The organism is Pseudoflavonifractor phocaeensis, from assembly GCF_016901955.1.
GTDB lineage: Bacteria > Bacillota > Clostridia > Oscillospirales > Oscillospiraceae > Flavonifractor > Flavonifractor phocaeensis_A.
The window spans coordinates 1-16237 of sequence record NZ_JACJLC010000068.1 but is presented as its reverse complement, the minus strand read 5'-3'; the positions used below and the strand labels follow the sequence as shown (position 1 = coordinate 16237).

Below are 16237 nucleotides of genomic sequence, written 5' to 3'. Positions count from 1 at the left end.
GTCCTTACGCAGTTGGCAGATCGTATTACGCGTTGTACGCGTCCGCGAGGAACAAAGGGCTATGCCCGCATAGTGACAACCACCAGCTTCGCTGGTGGATGTGTTCATTTCAGCTGAGCTTGGCTTGGGCCTTGATGTATTCGACGATGGCCTGTTTCGGGATCCTCCAGACCCGGCCATTCCGAAACCCCTTTAAGGTTCCGGCGCCCAGCAGCTCATAGAGCGCGTTTTTGCCGATTTTCAACACCTCACAGGCCTCCTCAGCAGTCAGAAGGTCATCACAGCTCTCCAGCATAGCGGCAGCCACCTCCTATGTAAAAAGGGCATCCGTTTTCTTTCCAACGTGGACAGCGGCACTTGTGATCCCTGCCGGACCGCGAGCCAGCCGTCCCCGTCGGGATAAACCATTTTAAGGCAATCAGCTGCTGTACGATGGCGTTTTCAGACCGCTGAAGGGCAATGGCGATCTGGGAGATCCCCTCGCCATCCAAAAAGTATTGACGCAGTTCCTCTTTTTCCTCGTCGGTCCAGTATTCTCTGGATCGTTCAGAAGGGATCGTTCCCTCCCGTAAGGCTTTCAAAAAATCTCGTTCATTTTCCAAATGGTTTAGCATTGCTAAAACCTCCTTCATATAGTTTTACTTTTATGTTAGGTTGTAAAAAATGACAAAGGAGGTTTTGCTGTCCCTATGGCCCCAGATGCGTTTTGCGTGCCCGGTAGAGGGTGGCCTTTTTGATCCCGGTCAGCTCCTCGATCTCCGCTACCGTATGCTGGCCTGCCTCGTAGAGCTTCAGCGCCTGCCGGAGCTTATGGGGATCGCAGCGGGGGCGGCCACCCTTCCTGCCCCTGGCCCGGGCAGCCTTCAGCCCCTCCATGGTGCGCTCGGCGATCACATCCCGTTCAAACTGGGCCAGGGCCGACATCAGGGTAAAGAGCAGGGTTCCAGTGGGGGTACTGGTGTCGATCTGTTCCTTCAGGCTCACCAGCTGCACACCCTTTTCTTTCAGCAGCTCCACCAGTTCGATGAGATCCTTGGTGCTCCTGCCCAGCCTGGACAGGGATTCCACCACCACAGTATCGCCCTGGGCCACATGGGCCAGCAGCCTGTTCAGCTCCGGCCTGTCCCGCTTGGTCCCGGTCATCTTCTCCTGAAATATTAGTTCCACGCCATACTGCCGGAGCAGGTCCAGCTGCCGCTCCAGGTTCTGGTCAGCGGTGGATACTCTGGCATAGCCGATTTTCTGATGGTTCATGACAGCCACTCCTGTCTCAAAAAGGGTTGGGAAACGACACATAGATTTTGAAACGGCTTCTGGAACCAAAACAGGGGCCGGAACGGGCTTCTGTGCCCAGCTCCGGTCCCTGTTCCAAAAACCTTCGTTTTTTCCACTCACAGCGGCAGGCAGAGGATCTCCCCGCCCAGGTTCAGAAAGAGCTCCGGGCAGAGAAATCTCTGCCGATACTGTTCCAGCTGTTCCTCTGTCAGGCTGATGAAATCTTCGCCGTCCGGTGGCGCGCCGCAGAGGAAAAAAGTGCCGCACACAATATCATACAGATTCCCGGCAGAATCCCGCAGGGCCCGGTTGGCAGGCAGGCCCAGCAGCTTGCCCTCGTCGTTGCACACCAGAGCCACCGGCTCCTCAAAGGGGTACAACACCTGTATGGTACCGCCCACCACCTTTTGCATGGACGCCAGATTCCGCCTGATCTCACTTTGGCGGGGGGCCTTTCCGGATTCCACGATCAATACCCGCATATCATCTCACCTCTCACAGATAGTCATAGCCATACAGGGCGTCCTCGATCTCGTCGGTGGACCACCCCTCCTGCAGAAGCTGGTCGATCTGCTCCGGGGCATATCCAAAGGAGGCCGCCACGCTTTTCAACTGCTCCAGGTAGCGCGGCTCGGGCAGGCAGGAGGAAAACCGCCCCCAGCTTCTTCCATGAGGGTACATCGTCCACCCCATCTCAAAGTGGTCCGTCTGCACTTCTCCCCGCCGGTTGATGCGCAGAATGTCGCCGCTGCCGATGGCCACCTCCTCCGCCTGCTCCCACCGCAGCCAGGTACGGGCCACCGCCTGCCGCAGAATGGCCTCCGTGGAGGCATAGAGGTACAGCCCCAGCCTTGGGAAATGGAGCAGGCAGAAGGGGTTGTCCCCCTTAATCACATACAGATCGTCCCGCTCATCCAGCACGGTAAACACAAAAGAGCCCTCCACCGTCTCCGCCATCTGTCGCAGGCTGGCCGGTGTGAGGGCTCTTTGCTGTTCGATGAGCTGCACCGCCACATAGCTGTCGGTCTCGATCCGGGTGCGGGGCAGGCTGTGGCTTCTGCGCAGGGACAGGTCGTTGTAGAGGACACCGTTGTGAGCCAGGGCAAACCGGCTCCCCGGCACCTGCCCGGCGAAGGGGTGGTTGTTCCGATTGTGCCCGGCATTGCCTTGGGTGGTGAGGCGGGTATGGCCCATCACCACCCGGGCATCGTTTGGAATGTGGAACCGGAGCAGATGGGCGGGGCCAGGGCGCTTGTAGATCCGCAGGCGGCCGGCGGAGTTATAGGCGATGCCCGCGGCGTCGGTTCCCCTGGCCTCGCTCTCCAGCGCCAGGCAGGAAACCAGCCTGGACTTCTGGCGGCCGGTCAGGGTATGGCGACAGTCTATGAGGCCAAACAGGCAGCACATCAGTCCTCCACCTCGCTCTCCACCGGCTCGTTCACATAGAGCCGCCGCTCCTTCAGGTACTGCACCAGCTCCGGGTACCGGTCCTGCTGGATGCCGGAGACGAAGGTAGTCCAGGCCAGCGACTTGATCTCATCATCGGACAAAAAAATGGCCGCATCGCAGATCCGGTCCAGCATCTGCAATGTGGCGAAGATGGTATTGGCTTTCAGGGTTCCCCGGAACATCCGGAACTCTACGGTGTGGGTGTTTTGCAGGTTGACGCAGGTGTAACGGCCACCGTGGTAACCTTTCTTGGCGTAGTCCAGGATCTCCATGGGCTGTTCCTTGTAGCCGTAGCGGGCCGCCCACCGCTCCAGCTGCCGGGGCGTCCGTCGGGAAAACTTCAGCAGCTCCTCCCAGTGCTTTTCAAAGAAGTAGAGCACCCTGGCGATGGCCAGATCCTGTTCCCAGCTCTCAGCCCCGAAGGCCTCCCGGCTCACGTGGATATGCAGGCCGCAGGTGTTGGCCCGGTGGCTGAGGTAGCCCAGGGATACCGCCTTCCTGCACAGCTCTGTCCACGGGACATGGCGAAGCTGGTAGTCCAGGCTGGCGGGGTGGGTCACCAGCTCCAGGCCGTCGTCCAGGGAGCCGTCGTGCTTGATGTAAAGGCAGTCCTCGTCCCGGTTGCCGATCTCCAGCAGCGAGCGGGCATTGCGGAGCAGCTCGCCGGCCCCGTCGATCTCCAGCTCCACGCCGAAAAAGCGCGGGCCTGTCCCATGAAAGACAGGCGTGGGCTTGTAATAGTAGTCGTGGATGGGAGAGGCGTTGGGCAGGGTGTGGAAGCAGTCCGAACAGTACGGGTATTCGTCATAGTCGTCGTCCTCGGCGTAGTAGGCTTGGGACTCGTGGAGCAGTGCGCCGCACCGGCAGCAGTTGGTGTAGTGGTCGTCATAGCACGCCTGGCAGAGGGGGGCCTCGCCGCTGCCGACGTTGTCCTGGGCCCAGATCCGTTCCCCGCAGTGGCGGCAGACCAGCGTCCGCTGGTCCAGGCAGTGGGCGCAGAGCTCCAGGCCGTCAAATGGGTGCAGCTCTTCCAAAGGGTGGGGCGCTCCGCACAGGCCGCAGGTTCTTTGTTCTTTCATCGTCATTACCTCCATGATTTTACCCCCCGATCGCCTCGGGGTCATTCATGGGGATAATATGTAATCAAAAAGGGGTCAATTTGCGCTTTGGTAAGTTTTAATCAACAAACATATCAATAAATCCAAAGAAAGGAGAGTTGATAACGCTTGACAACGCGAGAAGAAGCCCTGGCCGCCCTGCGCAGCGGGGAGCGGCCCTGTGAACGCTCCGGGCAATACTGGAGCAAAGAGGAGCGGGAGAAGCTGCTCCGTGATTTTGAATCCGGTGAGGGGATTTCAGATCTGGCGCTGGAGTTGAACCGAACGGAACCAGCCATCGTGCAGGAACTGAAAAATGCGGGAGCTTTTGAGAACCAGACCAGACGCCGGGGACGGAATCAGCCGAAACACCCGGATTGTCAGCCAGGTTGTCAATGCCCCATGTGTACCGTTTGGGATTGCCCGCACCGCGGAAAGGAGTTTTGGGATGCTGGAACAGTACGATGATCTGCTCACTGCTGAAGAGGCCTGCGAGGTACTTAAAATGGGAAAAAACGCTCTTTACGCCCTTCTGGGCTCCGGAGAACTGAAGGCCTTCCGGAACGGTCGGGTGTGGCGGATTCCCAAGCAGTCGGTCATAGAGTTTATTTGTGGAAAATCCAAGCTGACTTCATTTTGAAACACAATGACTCCCTGGACATAGCCGTCCAGGGATTCATCAGTCTGTCGAAAAACCTCCCTCAGAGGAAGCCTCGCAGAGTTTACCCGCAAGGGGTACGCCGCATCCGTAAGGCAGCAAAGCTGCCGACGGCTGCGCAGCTGCGGCCCGCAGGCCGCAGAATAAAATCAAAATCCATTTCCAAGGACATGCACCTTGGAAATGACACTTCTCATGACGGATAGATGGCGGCCTTTTTATACGCCCGGAGATTGCCAAACCAATACCGGTACAGTCCAAAGCCTGTTTCGGCTCGCTCTAAAATGGTCTTCAGGATTTGTTTCAGATACTTCTGCCCAAAGCTGGTGGTGCCGAAATATGCGTCAAAGTTGGCCGCCGGCAGCACCACCCAGTCGGAGTCCTCCGGCTTATTGGCAAGGTAGTAGGCCGCCAGCGTCTCCAACATCTCCACGGAAATGCCTTAGGCGTGAGGCTGCTAAGTTGCTCCACCAATGCGGGTGGAGGTATCGGTTCCTCCGTCCGGAGCGGCACCAGCTCCAGAGCCTGGGCCAGAAACTGTCAAATCGCAGGCCCCACTGCCCCTGGGTGGTGGGGACGAACAGGAGGATCTGCATCTGGATCACCTTGATCGGGGCGGTCATTTTAGTCAATGCGTTCTGGGAACTCTTATTTCCTTGGATTTTTAATAGCGGTCAGGGCGACGGGGGATATTAGCTGGAATTCCCCTCTATGCGTCACAAGGTATTTCTTTTTGAACACATCTTCAAGTTAGATACAACACGACACTCAAACTGATGGGCTGCTTTTGCGCTCCTCTGACCGGTTTGACTACCATCTCCGCAGGATTCAGTGCGCCCTCTTGCACCTGCTTACTTGTTTGCTCGTCATTTTCTGGCCCCAGAAAAAATTATCGGTTGTTCAGCAGACATTACTTATAGTCAATGATTGGTCAGTTCTGGACAGGAGATTCCTCCCATACCCAAGGCGGTTTTGATTCCAACACCCGCATACACCCCAAAGAGCAAGAGAACCTTCCAGACTTCCAGGAGTGGCGCAGGTAACCGATTTCGCACCCAGATAGTTCCTATGAATCCTGGAACACGGTGTCCTTTTAGATCAAACCGTCGGCTCTGAAGGCGGTAATCTTGAATCCAAATCTGTGTCTCCAGCATACGAAGGGCATCTTCATCCAGAAGCGGATACTCCGGCATGAGCTGATTCCAGCGCCGCACCAAACTCTGAAGCATTTGATGGATGTCGGGAAAGATCTGATAGGTTTCGTTATGCTTGAAAGCTGTCGGCGTCCAGAACTGTATGGTGTGCCGCCTGCGGTCTTCAAGTGCTGCCGCGCAATCCAAAAAGTCGCTTCCACTAGGGAAAGCTCGTTTCTCTATTATGCGCAGCGGAAGCGAACATGCGGGCTCCCGAAGAAAAAGCGCTTGGCGCTGCTCCAGAACCGGTAAAAGGACGTTCTCTGCTTCCTCTGAAAACACAGTAATATTCCAACGGGCCCTGTTCCTCTCTCTTTCAGGGTAAAAATACTGACTGAACGGTATGGAAATTTGTTGATGCCAGATCTCCGCCATTTCAGGTGAAACTGATTCATTTAGCGCGGAATACAGCCAATACCCCCAGGAACTGTGGGCCACGATCCCTTCCGGGGTCGTGGCCTCGAACTGATACCATATCATTCCTGAATCTCCACCTTACAAAGTCCAAACTCCCTTGTTCCATGCCGGGTCCAGGTATATTTCATACAGTGGGGCGAAATGCGGTAGCGCCGCAGGTCCTGCTCGTGTTTATGATTACGGAATACCTGTTGCATCTGCTTCTGCGTGAACTGGGATGCTCTCTCATAACCCAAGAGAGGATATACTGCTGTCTTACCAAAAAATCCGCTCCCCCCGCCAAGAAGCAGAAAATTTCCATTGGAAATACGTCCTCCCTGAGGTTCTGGAAACCGTGTTTGAAACGTATTCTGATAATACTGGCTGAACAAGGCAATATCCTGTTTCAACTGCTCCAAGGTCCAATTCTTGCCCAGAACGGAACGATCCAGAGTCAGACGGAAAGTGAGTTCCGTTCCAGGCGCGATGCATTCCCGGACGAGATTAGGAAGACTGAGCCGACCATCTGGATTTATATCCAATTTGTTAGACAATATCAATGTGGTGTCAGGCAGCGGCTTGCTGTCCGCAACAGAGATGCCTCTCATGATGCTGTTTACCATATCTCCCGGCCGACTATTCTTCAGCTTCAATGTGTTAAAATAATCGCTCTCAGCAATTTCATAGCTTTTTCTGACCGGTTTCAAGTTTCTTTCTTTGCCGCTGTCATCACGAATCAGAATTGCGTGGAGAAGTGCGGTTCGCAGCGCGCCTTTTACGGAACTACCTGGAACGTAAGCCCGCCCCTGACCATCCCGCATAAAGGCGTGGATTTGCTTTAGACTGTGGGTCTCGTCCAGAATCTCTCCGGCACTGACCTCATAGCGGATCAAAGCGTGACGTTCCTTGTCTGAAATACCGCACTGCCGCAGAAACTGAGCCAAGTTGAACGGTCTCCCGCATAGGACAGCCTCTTCATAGGAATCAACATGTCCCGTTTGCACCAGCCAGCGGAACAAAGCCTCCTCCTGAATAAAGGAGACCCGTTTGGTTCGTGGGTCAAAGAGGTAACTATTCTTTCCGTATATCTTACCGCATCCAACAAAAACTGGCCCGAAAGCAGTCAAATTTAAGCAATACTCTTCCAGATGTTCCATCCGAATCATAGCTTCACCCCCAGCCAGAGCGGACGGTTATAGCGGTAAACCGGATGCCCCCTGGTCGTGCCTACTATACTCAGCTCACCGCGGAACCGCCGACTAAATACGGAGCCTGCCTGAAAGACGCATTGTGTCTGCTTTTTGACTGGCTGTCCATCTCCCCTAGGGTCATGGATGAATCCGCCTTTCCGAAGCAGTTGATAGCTGGCCTCAGCCATTGCCTCGTCCAGCTCGCTATCTGCGGGCAGGCAGGAGGACAGCGTAATGTGCGTGGGAGCATCCTCTGCGTTCAATGCTTGGACGAGCCATTCCGTTCCGCAGTCAAACCCAACATCCAGTTCAATGGTATCATACACGCAAAAGGTTCCATACCCGCTGCTGATTTTTCCGCCCACACCAGTCATTCCCAATAGTTCCAGCCATGTTCCGACCCTATCTCGCAGTTCATCCTCTTCCCAACCCATTAAAAAGTAAATCCCACAGTTGGGCTCGAAGGTGAAAAGCCCTACGAAATAGGGCACAGCGTCTCCATTCTCCGGAACGCTGGCTTTTGTGACCTCATGTTGCATCCCAAAGTCCTGTGAAAATTGGGTGCAATCCAGATAAGGCCCACCCGCCAGAGAGGACAGGTACGCTCCATAGGCATTGGCAGGAATGTACTTTATTTTTTTCAATTTTTTGCGCTCTGACGGCAACACTTCAGCGCGATGTACAGGGTTCAAAAACGGTCTGGGCAGGTAGAGCTGATCTTCCTCCTGCGCCTCTCCCTCATGCCATGGCATCCCATCGCTAAGCAACAAGGCCCCTTTGGCCGCAGCGCTGCAGAGGTACTCCACAGCCTGATCGCCCTCTGTCAGCAGTGCGGTATGGCACAGGGCGGAAAACAGCGTATCGGCACAGAAATATGGTTTGGTCAGTTCCAATGAGCGGGCAGAATCCTGACCAAAGTGGACAGGTGCGGTAAATCGCAGCTTAAAGGCGGAATAGTTCACAGTCCTCCACTTCCTTTTGCAGCATTTCGGCCAGCTCTGTAATTAACTCTGTGGAAAGGCTGCACGCTAAGGGTGTCAGCTTTAGATTACGGAATCGAACCCGGCCGTAGCCTCGCGTACCGTGCCCACCCAGATAGTCGAACTGGAGCAGCTTCATACCCCGGGCCAGGTAGGTAAAATCCTCGCGGACCTCACATTCCTCCATGGCGTCATAGACAATATTGACCCCAAACACGACGCCGCTGATGACCCGCTCGATTTGCCTGGGATTTGCCACGGAAGTAGCCCGATTGATAGCGTTTTCCGCCTTGACTTCGGTGAGTCCAATGGCGCGGAAGTGCTCCTTGTTCTGGACAAAACAGTCACTGAACTGCAGGCGTGAGTGGATGATTTGTGGTGCGCTGGCTCCAAACAGGCGGCAAAGGACCGGACCGTCATTCTTATAGTCCGGCATATTGGTGATATCCTGGGAGATGCTGCGCGCCAGCAGGGTACGCAACTTTCCCTTCAGACTGCTGCCGGGGAGAACGGGGTCATTGGTAGCGGGATCTCGAATGACCGGCTTATCCACTGCTCCAATGGCAGAAAACGCGGCGCCGCCGCCGATGTGCATACCGGTGAGCAGCTCCAATTCACACTGGATCAGAATCTTTCCGTACATAGCGGCGCCTCCTCAATTCTCTCTGCCGCCGAAATAGCGGTGATAGGCTACCAGGGCCTCCAGATACTGGGTATAGCGGATCAATTTCATCCGGTCATCCCCAATATCCTTCAGATAACCGATCAGATGGCTTTGCGCCAGGAAGGTTTTGACCGCCGGCTCCCGTCCCGCCTCGTAGAGCATCCGGACCCGCATCATCTGGATCTGATACAGGCTTTCCTCCAGCAGCTTCGGCTCGTTACGCAGATACTCCTGGTGGTATATCTCGGTGGCCAAGCTCAGCAGATTGCGGATCTTGCTGGTGGTAATGTCAAACCTGTGCTTATCGTCCTTGGGCAGCTTATTATTTTCTTGCATAAGCCGCTCTGCCTCGTCCACAAAATTGGCCGGAAGGGGTATTGGGGACTCAACCTTTTGCTTCTGCTCTAAACCAGCCGGTCGCTGGGGTACAGACCTGCCGCCTTGGTGCGGCATGGGCTTGCCGCTGTTCTGATATGCCTTTTGGAATGCATCTGACATATTCACAAGATCTCCTCCTGTTTTCTGGTCTGGTAGACATAGAGGTAGATGGCAGTGATCAGCTGCTGCCGTTCCTCCGGCCTGCGGTACCACTGATACATCCGCTTGGAAAAATCGCGGTATGCCGCCTGGTGAGCCGGCAAAGATCGCTCGCCAGGCTCCATTCTGGCCAAAAGGTAAGCAAAGCGGGCCAGGTTGATTGGCTGCTCACAGTTACGGATCAGCGCCAACAGATGATATAGGAACGCCTTGCCTCTACCCCATTCTTCGTCAGACTGTCCGTCAAAGAAGGTCCGCAGGCAGGACAGTTTCTCCCCAAGAACCAACGAAGTGAAGTCTGTCCAGTGATACACAAACCCCTGGCGGGCAGCAAACAGGGAGATGGCGTCCTTCCGTCCGTCAAACGACTTGGCCTCTTGCTCCAGCTCTTCGGTTTCCAAAGCCGCTTGCCGGATGGGATACGTCCTGGTATGAAGTGTCAGCCCTGCGGAGAGGGAGAGGGCATTGCCAGTGAATCGGGAAAAAGCATCCCGGATGCGCAGCGCCCCCTCCAGCAAGCCGTCCCACGCACCCACCAGGAACACATCGTCGCCCCCGGAATACACAATAGACACCGGCAGGGCGCGGTTTACCTTACCGTCGCCCGCCAGGATATTGTTGATGTAACTGCGGAAAAAGATGGATAGTGCCCGGGACAGTGCAGCAGTCCGGGACAGGGTAACATAGCGGTTGCGCTGAGGGCCCTCCTGTTCAAAGCCTGAGACAAAGGTGGCACCCAGGTTGTCCACATCCGCCCGGCATACTGCCAGCCTCCGGATGCCCTGAGCCTGGTCCGCCAGCTCCTCCATCAGGTTGCTGGCGTGATAGTCCCCCACGTGAAGACGGGTGGCATAACTCAGTCCGGTGTGGAGGCGGTTTTTGGTATAAACCCGCAGGATTTCAGGGTCGGTACGGAGGGCTTCCCGCGCCTCCTTCTCATCCGCAAAGGAGAGGTACAGCCCGCCAGGCAACGGCAGGGCGTCTGCGCTCTCCCTGTGGCTCACCAGATAGACGTCCTTTTCCTGAATTGGCCGGGACATACGGACAAAACGGCTGCACCAGGGGCAGCGTCCTTCGTCATCCACCCGGTCCGACCTGCCGCAGACCTTGCACTCCCGCGCGGCGGGGGCCTCCTCCGGCCGGTTCATGGCCCGCAGTTCCGCCGCCGTATAGCGGTGGAGTTTTTGTTCGGCCAGACGCAGGGACAGGCGGCGGTAGAGCGCCTGATAGGGGGCCTCCTGCGCTGGCCGGTTGACCAAGGTATCCGCCGAGCAGGGCGCCCAAGCCGCGGCCAGATAGAGCTGGGTGCCGAATTCCGTCCGCAGATAGTCCCGGACCTGATTCATGCAGGACTCCAGCGTCTGCCGTACGTTCTCTGTGTTGGGCAGCAGCAGGTAGCAATGTCCACCGCCGCTGTAGAGCAGATTGGTCCGGCAGAGGCCGCAGCCCTCCAGCAGCAGGTCGATCACATGCTCCATCAGCAGTTCCAGATAGAAGGAGCGGCTGCGCAGAGAGCGCAGAGCCTGCTCCGTCGTCACCGTGTACAGGAAGGACTGGATGCCGGAGAGATCCGCGGAGAAGAGAAGGAATGCCTCCTCCTTACAGAACTCCCGCTGGTGATCCAAAAGCTCCCGTTTCCAGTCCAGACGTCCCCCATCCTCCAAATACTCGCTGATGCAGGCCCCCACGGCTGCCGCCACCTTTACGTGGTCGTAGAGGGATATGTCTGTCCGCTCAGCCCGGGCTGTGCTGGACGGCACGCTGGAAGTCCACCCCTCCAGCAGGGCCAGAAGAGAGTTCAGATATTGGGGCTCTAAAACAATTCCCTTCAGCCCTTCCCGCAGTTCCCGAAGAAGCCGGATATATTCACTTTGCTCCAGGTGAATACCCTCCTGGGGCTCCGGCATGACTCCTTCCGTCTGGTTAGGCGGAAGGGCCAGGGTGTTGTTTCTGCCGTTGAGGTGGTTGAAGATGCTCTCCAGAGGCAGGGTGCGGTCAAAACCGCCCTCTTGCTCCCCTTCCTCCTCTCGGCGGTCGGCAGCGGCGCTGATATTGTCAGCCAGATTGACCGCATAGGCCAGGGCATCCGGCGCCAGCTTCGCCGCACGCAGTGCGCTCTCGTGGTGGTATCGCACGCAGTCCAGGACCTCTTGCTGCTGGAACAGCTCCCGCAGCAGGCGATATCCCGAGCTGCTGTGCGTTCCTGGCTCGCCTGCACGGTAAGCAATTTTTCCGATATCATGGAGGAGCGCACCAAAGGTGACCAAAACAGTCCGTCGTTTCACCTGATTTTCCTCCCGAATTATCACATTATCTGTATAGATTGCCTGTAGTTTACCATATCTTATTGGCCTGCGCAAGCCACGACTCCAAAAAACACCATTTTTTGCGTTGTATAGGTGCGAAGGGGATGATATAATACTGTTGTATATGGCTGATACAGGTAGGTTCGCACCTGATTTTTTCCCGTTTGATCGATATTCTATTTTAAAGCGGGTATGGCTGCCTGTCGGTTTTATGTATATCATCTAATTTTTTGCGTATTTTAGCTGCATTTTTATCTATAATTGCCGAAACAATCTACACCCCGCTAGGGGACGGAAACAGCGCGACTTGAGATGGGGCATTGAAAACGGTTGAAACAATCTACACCCCGCTAGGGGACGGAAACTGTTCCTTTGATTCTCCAGAGTAAAACGCAACAGGAAACAATCTACACCCCGCTAGGGGACGGAAACTTTATGACAGCAGGGACGTTTTTAAGCCGGTAGCCGAAACAATCTACACCCCGCTAGGGGACGGAAACCAGATCCATGCTTTGCTTTGGCCTGTGGATACCGAAACAATCTACACCCCGCTAGGGGACGGAAACAATGGCTCCTATATTCATTTTACTTCCTCCTTAAAGAAACAATCTACACCCCGCTAGGGGACGGAAACATTAAAATAATATCTAACATGTAGCTTCCTCCAGAAACAATCTACACCCCGCTAGGGGACGGAAACCTAATTGTGGGTCTAATAAACTATAAGCTTCAGAAACAATCTACACCCCGCTAGGGGACGGAAACATTTCCACGCCTCCAATCTGCGAGGATGTCTACAGAAACAATCTACACCCCGCTAGGGGACGGAAACTTTTGCCCATATATGGATAACTCCATATTCCACTAGAAACAATCTACACCCCGCTAGGGGACGGAAACTTGGAAATAAGGCCCATTGACAGATAGTGAGATGAAACAATCTACACCCCGCTAGGGGACGGAAACTGCGGTCTCTAGCGCCACAATTTCTGCATCATACCGGAAACAATCTACACCCCGCTAGGGGACGGTAACCATCGGCCCATGATGATGATTTTATTGAGCAACAGAAACAATCTACATCCCGCTAGGGGACGGTAACTAATGGCGGCTATAATCGGCCTCTAATATCGTGCGAAATAATCTACACCCCGCTAGGGGACGGAAACATAAAGAGGGCAAAAATAAACGGAAAAGTTTTGAAACAACCTTCACCCCGTAAGGGGACAGAAACTACTCCATCTCAATTTCAAAATTTCCAGGGCCAAAGAAACAACCTACTCCCCGCTAGGGGACGGAAACATTAAGAGGCCATAAATAAAGCCATGAACAAACGGAAACAATCAACACCCCGCTAGGGGACGAACCAAAGCAGCTATGCATATTACAAGGAGGTCCATAGACATGGCTGACCTTCTCTTCTCCCCTGTGGGAGGAACTGACCCCATCTCCTTCGAGCGGGACGGGGGCCTGCTCCACATTTGCCGCCGGTATCACCCGGACCGCGTGATGCTCTATCTCTCCAAGGAGATGGTGGAGCACCAGGCCCGGGATGACCGCTACCGGGCTGCCCTCCGGCTGCTGGCGGAGGAGGATGGCTTTCCCATGGAAATTCTCAGCGAGGAGCGCCCAGGGCTGGAAAATCCCCACATTTTTGATGTCTTTTATCAGGATTTTGAAAGGCTGCTGCGGAACCTGCACCGATCCTACCCAAGACATCGGATTTTGGTTAACCTCTCTTCCGGGACACCGGCAATGAAAAGCGCGCTGGCCGTGCTCATCAACCTGCTGGACTTCCCGGTGATGGGCATCCAGGTGGACAGCCCAAACCGCAGGCACAACGGACGCCGGGAGGATCCCCAGGAGTTTGACCTGGCGCTGTATTGGGAGTGTGATCTGGACCGGATGCCAGAGCACTATGTGGACCGCTGCCGGGTGCTGCATTCGGAGAACCTGAGAGCCAAGCTCCAGGGGCAGGCTCTGGAGGCCCATCTGGAGGCAGGAGACTACCGGGCGGCACTGGAGGTTGGACGGCAGATGGGCGACCTTCTCCCGCTGCAGGCCAGACAGCTTTTGGAGGCAGCCTGCCTGAGGGAACGGCAGGAGTGGCGCCGGATTCAGCCGTTGGAGCTGAGAGAAAAAATGATTCCAAAAGCCAAAGGGGACGAAGAACGGGATATTTTTGAGTATCTCATCGGTTTGCGCAGCCGGCAGCAGCGAGGCGCGCTGGTAGATTTCTTGCGAGGGCTGACGCCGGCATTGTACCGCCTCTCCCTCTATGCGGTGGAGCACCAGCTTAAACTCCCCATCCGCCGCTATTGTGACGGACGGGAGCGGTTGATCCGTGACAGGTTAAATACTGACGAGACCGGTAGAAGGGTACTGCGCCTGCTGGATAATACCTACCCAAAGGGGTATAAGGATACATTTCTGGCGTCTGAGCAGTGCTGCAAAATCCTGGAAGTATGGTCGGACGATCAGGCTTTAAAGCAGCCTTTACTCATGCTCCGCGATGTGGAAAAAAACGCGCGCAATCTGGCTGCCCACACCATTGTCCCTGTGACAGAAGAATTTGTGCGGCGCAGCTGCGGCTGTTCCAGCAGCCAAATCCTAACGCTCATCCAGTCTGCTGCCGGTCAAGTTTTGGAATGTCCAAATTTAATTTGGGATTCTTATGAACGGATGAATGAGCACATCAAAAAGGCTATGACAGCATTACCGGTGGATGCAGACACTGCAATCTAAGCCCAAGCGATATGCTGTTCCTAACCTTCAAAAGTCTCACAGCGAAAAAGGCCACCATTTCTATGCTGTTAACTGCCACTCAAAAGAAAAAACCGGCAGGATATTCCAAATCCTGCCGGTTTTAAGCTGCATACAGGTGATTGTCAGGGGCGTAACCGTCAAATCTGGCGGCGGATTGTCGGAATGGGGCAACTGTGAGAAAATATCTCCATGAAAGCGTATAGTATCGTAGAGTCTCGGAGACTGGAAGATACTATCCGAGACTGGAGAAAGTTATGGAGAAAAATCTACAGGCACTGAAGCACCAGGAGAAACTTGCGGTTTGGAGTGAACGGATCGCGGACTGCCGTGGCAGCGGTATCGGTGTCAAGGCTTGGTGCGAAGGCAATGGCGTCAGTTCCTCCAGCTACTACAAATGGCAAAAGAAGCTGTTTTCTCTTGCGGCACAAAACGCACCGCAGTTTGCTGAGGTGCGTGTGGCGCCGCCAGCCAGAATCTCGGCTACCGTGCGTCTGGGGGATGTTTCCGTGGACATCCATTCAGGAGCAGATGCTGAAACAACGGCCATGCTGCTGAGGATCCTACAGTCATGCTGAATGATTTTGCCGGAGCAGACAAGGTCTACATTGCCTGCGGCTACACTGACCTTCGCCGCGGCATTGATGGCCTGGCCACCATCGTTCAGCAGCAGTTCCAGCTGGATCCGTTCACCAACACGCTGTTTCTGTTCTGCGGCCGCCGCCGAGACCGGATCAAAGCGCTGTACTGGGAAGGGGATGGATTTCTGCTGCTGTACAAGCGCCTGGAGTCCGGCAGCTTTCAATGGCCACGCAGTGAAGCGGAAGCCAGGCTGCTGACGCCGCAGCAATACCGCTGGCTCATGGAAGGGTTGAATGTGGAACAACCGAAGGCCCACAGGCCAGTCCGAGGGTTGGAAAACATTTAAAAATTCTTCGTAAATTCTGTACATCTACATCGATTTATGGTACAATGCTATTATGAAATGTACAGAAATGAATGAGACAAGTAACCGGGAAATGATCACCATTTCCCGTGCGGAATACGAAGCGATGCAGGCTCAGCTGGATGCTAAAACCGCCGAGCTGTCTGAGCAAAGCCAGAAGCTGGCCGCCAGGGCCGCCGAGTTGGCTGAGGAGAATCAGAAAATGGCTGCCGAACTGGCCCAGTCCCTTTTGCAGAATCGCTGGCTGATGGAGCAGCTGAAGCTGAACAAGAGGAAGCTGTTTGGCAGCTCCTCTGAGCAGCTGGACCAGATCGTCATGGAGCAGTTTGCCCATCTGTTCAATGAGGCCGAGGCCTGGGATGCAGACAGCGTGGAGCCCGTGAAAAAGAGCGAACAGAAGAAGCCCCGCAAGCGCCGTTCCGGGCAGCATTGACGATGTGATCCCGGAAGGGACTCCTGTAGAAGTCGTGGAGCATCCTCTGCCCGAACACGAGAGACTTTGCAGCGTCTGCGGCAGCGAACTGGTTGAGATTGGCGTGGAGATCCACCGCAGCCTCCAGATGGAGCCTGCCCATTTCTGGGTGCGGGAGGACCGCTACCCCACCTACGCCTGCAAACATTGCGAGAAAGAGACCGGAGAAGCCATTGTGGTGCCCACTCCTATGGAGCCCACCGTGATCCCCGGCAGTTTTGCGTCTCCCTCCGCCATTGCGCATCTCGCCGTACAGAAGTACGTGATGTACTCCCCGCTGTACCGGTTGGAGCAGGAGTTTGACCGCCAGG

Annotated in this window: 19 protein-coding genes and 1 CRISPR repeat array; of the genes, 6 read left to right on the top strand and 13 right to left on the bottom strand. The window is 55.3% G+C overall.

The window, feature by feature from the left end:
• Positions 1–109: 109 nt before the first annotated feature.
• The 6 genes from H6B51_RS13035 to H6B51_RS13010 all read right to left on the bottom strand — a co-directional run bounded on the left by H6B51_RS13035 (position 110) and on the right by H6B51_RS13010 (position 3803).
• Positions 110–295 carry a helix-turn-helix domain-containing protein gene (locus H6B51_RS13035; protein WP_204884110.1) on the bottom strand — a complete coding sequence of 62 codons (186 nt, stop codon included), beginning with the start codon at positions 293–295 and terminating at the stop codon, positions 110–112.
• Positions 279–614, bottom strand: coding sequence for a hypothetical protein (locus H6B51_RS13030; RefSeq protein WP_204884109.1), 336 nt, complete (start codon positions 612–614; stop codon positions 279–281). Before H6B51_RS13030 ends, H6B51_RS13035 begins: the two co-directional genes overlap by 17 nt.
• Positions 615–687: 73 nt before the next feature.
• The gene (locus H6B51_RS13025; RefSeq protein ID WP_204884108.1) at positions 688–1254 is read right to left on the bottom strand and encodes a recombinase family protein; all 567 of its coding nucleotides are present in this window, start codon (positions 1252–1254) and stop codon (positions 688–690) included.
• A 137-nt stretch (positions 1255–1391) separates the two neighbouring features.
• Entirely contained in the window at positions 1392–1757 is a 366-nt protein-coding gene (locus H6B51_RS13020) for a DUF3846 domain-containing protein (RefSeq protein ID WP_204884107.1), read from the bottom strand.
• A 13-nt stretch (positions 1758–1770) separates the two neighbouring features.
• On the bottom strand, positions 1771–2682 hold the full coding sequence (locus H6B51_RS13015; protein ID WP_204884106.1) for a class II glutamine amidotransferase: 912 nt from the start codon (positions 2680–2682) through the stop codon (positions 1771–1773).
• The gene (locus H6B51_RS13010) at positions 2682–3803 is read right to left on the bottom strand and encodes an amidoligase family protein (RefSeq protein ID WP_204884105.1); all 1122 of its coding nucleotides are present in this window, start codon (positions 3801–3803) and stop codon (positions 2682–2684) included. The genes H6B51_RS13015 and H6B51_RS13010 overlap by 1 nt, the downstream gene beginning before the upstream one ends.
• A gap of 466 nt (positions 3804–4269) precedes the next feature.
• On the opposite strand from H6B51_RS13010, the gene H6B51_RS13005 reads away from it, so the two are divergent.
• The gene (locus tag H6B51_RS13005; RefSeq protein WP_204884104.1) at positions 4270–4461 is read left to right on the top strand and encodes a helix-turn-helix domain-containing protein; all 192 of its coding nucleotides are present in this window, start codon (positions 4270–4272) and stop codon (positions 4459–4461) included.
• Between the two features lie 211 nt (positions 4462–4672).
• Here H6B51_RS13005 and H6B51_RS13000 read toward each other — a convergent pair whose 3' ends face one another.
• The 7 genes from H6B51_RS13000 to cas10 all read right to left on the bottom strand — a co-directional run bounded on the left by H6B51_RS13000 (position 4673) and on the right by cas10 (position 11724).
• Complete coding sequence (locus H6B51_RS13000; protein WP_204884103.1) at positions 4673–4912, bottom strand: hypothetical protein; 240 nt, start codon at positions 4910–4912, stop codon at positions 4673–4675.
• Between the two features lie 487 nt (positions 4913–5399).
• Entirely contained in the window at positions 5400–6152 is a 753-nt protein-coding gene (cas6, locus tag H6B51_RS12995; protein WP_204884102.1) for a CRISPR-associated endoribonuclease Cas6, read from the bottom strand.
• On the bottom strand, positions 6149–7234 hold the full coding sequence (gene csm5 / locus H6B51_RS12990) for a type III-A CRISPR-associated RAMP protein Csm5 (protein WP_204884101.1): 1086 nt from the start codon (positions 7232–7234) through the stop codon (positions 6149–6151). Before csm5 ends, cas6 begins: the two co-directional genes overlap by 4 nt.
• Complete coding sequence (gene csm4, locus H6B51_RS12985; protein ID WP_204884100.1) at positions 7231–8220, bottom strand: type III-A CRISPR-associated RAMP protein Csm4; 990 nt, start codon at positions 8218–8220, stop codon at positions 7231–7233. The genes csm5 and csm4 overlap by 4 nt, the downstream gene beginning before the upstream one ends.
• Complete coding sequence (gene csm3, locus H6B51_RS12980) at positions 8201–8881, bottom strand: type III-A CRISPR-associated RAMP protein Csm3 (protein ID WP_204884099.1); 681 nt, start codon at positions 8879–8881, stop codon at positions 8201–8203. The genes csm4 and csm3 overlap by 20 nt, the downstream gene beginning before the upstream one ends.
• 12 nt (positions 8882–8893) lie before the next feature.
• Entirely contained in the window at positions 8894–9355 is a 462-nt protein-coding gene (gene csm2, locus H6B51_RS12975) for a type III-A CRISPR-associated protein Csm2 (protein WP_335342158.1), read from the bottom strand.
• Between the two features lie 47 nt (positions 9356–9402).
• Positions 9403–11724 carry a type III-A CRISPR-associated protein Cas10/Csm1 gene (gene cas10, locus H6B51_RS12970; RefSeq protein WP_204884097.1) on the bottom strand — a complete coding sequence of 774 codons (2322 nt, stop codon included), beginning with the start codon at positions 11722–11724 and terminating at the stop codon, positions 9403–9405.
• A gap of 287 nt (positions 11725–12011) precedes the next feature.
• Positions 12012–13114: direct repeats of the CRISPR family, unit length 33 nt; unit sequence GAAACAATCTACACCCCGCTAGGGGACGGAAAC.
• 35 nt (positions 13115–13149) lie between these two features.
• Here cas10 and csm6 point away from each other — a divergent pair.
• The 5 genes from csm6 to H6B51_RS12945 form a co-directional block, all read left to right on the top strand.
• A complete protein-coding gene (csm6, locus tag H6B51_RS12965; RefSeq protein ID WP_204884096.1) occupies positions 13150–14490 on the top strand; it encodes a type III-A CRISPR-associated CARF protein Csm6 in 1341 nt (446 codons plus the stop codon).
• A 275-nt stretch (positions 14491–14765) separates the two neighbouring features.
• Positions 14766–15086, top strand: coding sequence for an IS66 family insertion sequence element accessory protein TnpA (gene tnpA / locus H6B51_RS12960; RefSeq protein ID WP_204884095.1), 321 nt, complete (start codon positions 14766–14768; stop codon positions 15084–15086).
• Positions 15080–15436, top strand: coding sequence for an IS66 family insertion sequence element accessory protein TnpB (gene tnpB / locus H6B51_RS12955; RefSeq protein WP_204884094.1), 357 nt, complete (start codon positions 15080–15082; stop codon positions 15434–15436). The genes tnpA and tnpB overlap by 7 nt, the downstream gene beginning before the upstream one ends.
• A 67-nt stretch (positions 15437–15503) precedes the next feature.
• Complete coding sequence (locus H6B51_RS12950) at positions 15504–15887, top strand: IS66 family transposase (RefSeq protein ID WP_204884093.1); 384 nt, start codon at positions 15504–15506, stop codon at positions 15885–15887.
• A gap of 4 nt (positions 15888–15891) precedes the next feature.
• On the top strand, positions 15892–16237 hold a 346-nt coding region (locus tag H6B51_RS12945; RefSeq protein ID WP_204884092.1), incomplete at its 3' end, for an IS66 family transposase zinc-finger binding domain-containing protein.

Bases quoted from the DNA above. Each gene is read 5' to 3' on its own strand.
- H6B51_RS13035 (WP_204884110.1), bottom strand. From the start codon at position 295: ATGCTGGAGAGCTGTGATGACCTTCTGACTGCTGAGGAGGCCTGTGAG.
- H6B51_RS13030 (WP_204884109.1), bottom strand. From the start codon at position 614: ATGCTAAACCATTTGGAAAATGAACGAGATTTTTTGAAAGCCTTACGG.
- H6B51_RS13025 (WP_204884108.1), bottom strand. From the start codon at position 1,254: ATGAACCATCAGAAAATCGGCTATGCCAGAGTATCCACCGCTGACCAG.
- H6B51_RS13020 (WP_204884107.1), bottom strand. From the start codon at position 1,757: ATGCGGGTATTGATCGTGGAATCCGGAAAGGCCCCCCGCCAAAGTGAG.
- H6B51_RS13015 (WP_204884106.1), bottom strand. From the start codon at position 2,682: ATGTGCTGCCTGTTTGGCCTCATAGACTGTCGCCATACCCTGACCGGC.
- H6B51_RS13010 (WP_204884105.1), bottom strand. From the start codon at position 3,803: ATGAAAGAACAAAGAACCTGCGGCCTGTGCGGAGCGCCCCACCCTTTG.
- H6B51_RS13005 (WP_204884104.1), top strand. From the start codon at position 4,270: ATGCTGGAACAGTACGATGATCTGCTCACTGCTGAAGAGGCCTGCGAG.
- cas6 (WP_204884102.1), bottom strand. From the start codon at position 6,152: ATGATATGGTATCAGTTCGAGGCCACGACCCCGGAAGGGATCGTGGCC.
- csm5 (WP_204884101.1), bottom strand. From the start codon at position 7,234: ATGATTCGGATGGAACATCTGGAAGAGTATTGCTTAAATTTGACTGCT.
- csm3 (WP_204884099.1), bottom strand. From the start codon at position 8,881: ATGTACGGAAAGATTCTGATCCAGTGTGAATTGGAGCTGCTCACCGGT.
- csm2 (WP_335342158.1), bottom strand. From the start codon at position 9,355: ATGCCGCACCAAGGCGGCAGGTCTGTACCCCAGCGACCGGCTGGTTTA.
- csm6 (WP_204884096.1), top strand. From the start codon at position 13,150: ATGGCTGACCTTCTCTTCTCCCCTGTGGGAGGAACTGACCCCATCTCC.
- tnpA (WP_204884095.1), top strand. From the start codon at position 14,766: ATGGAGAAAAATCTACAGGCACTGAAGCACCAGGAGAAACTTGCGGTT.
- tnpB (WP_204884094.1), top strand. From the start codon at position 15,080: ATGCTGAATGATTTTGCCGGAGCAGACAAGGTCTACATTGCCTGCGGC.
- H6B51_RS12950 (WP_204884093.1), top strand. From the start codon at position 15,504: ATGAATGAGACAAGTAACCGGGAAATGATCACCATTTCCCGTGCGGAA.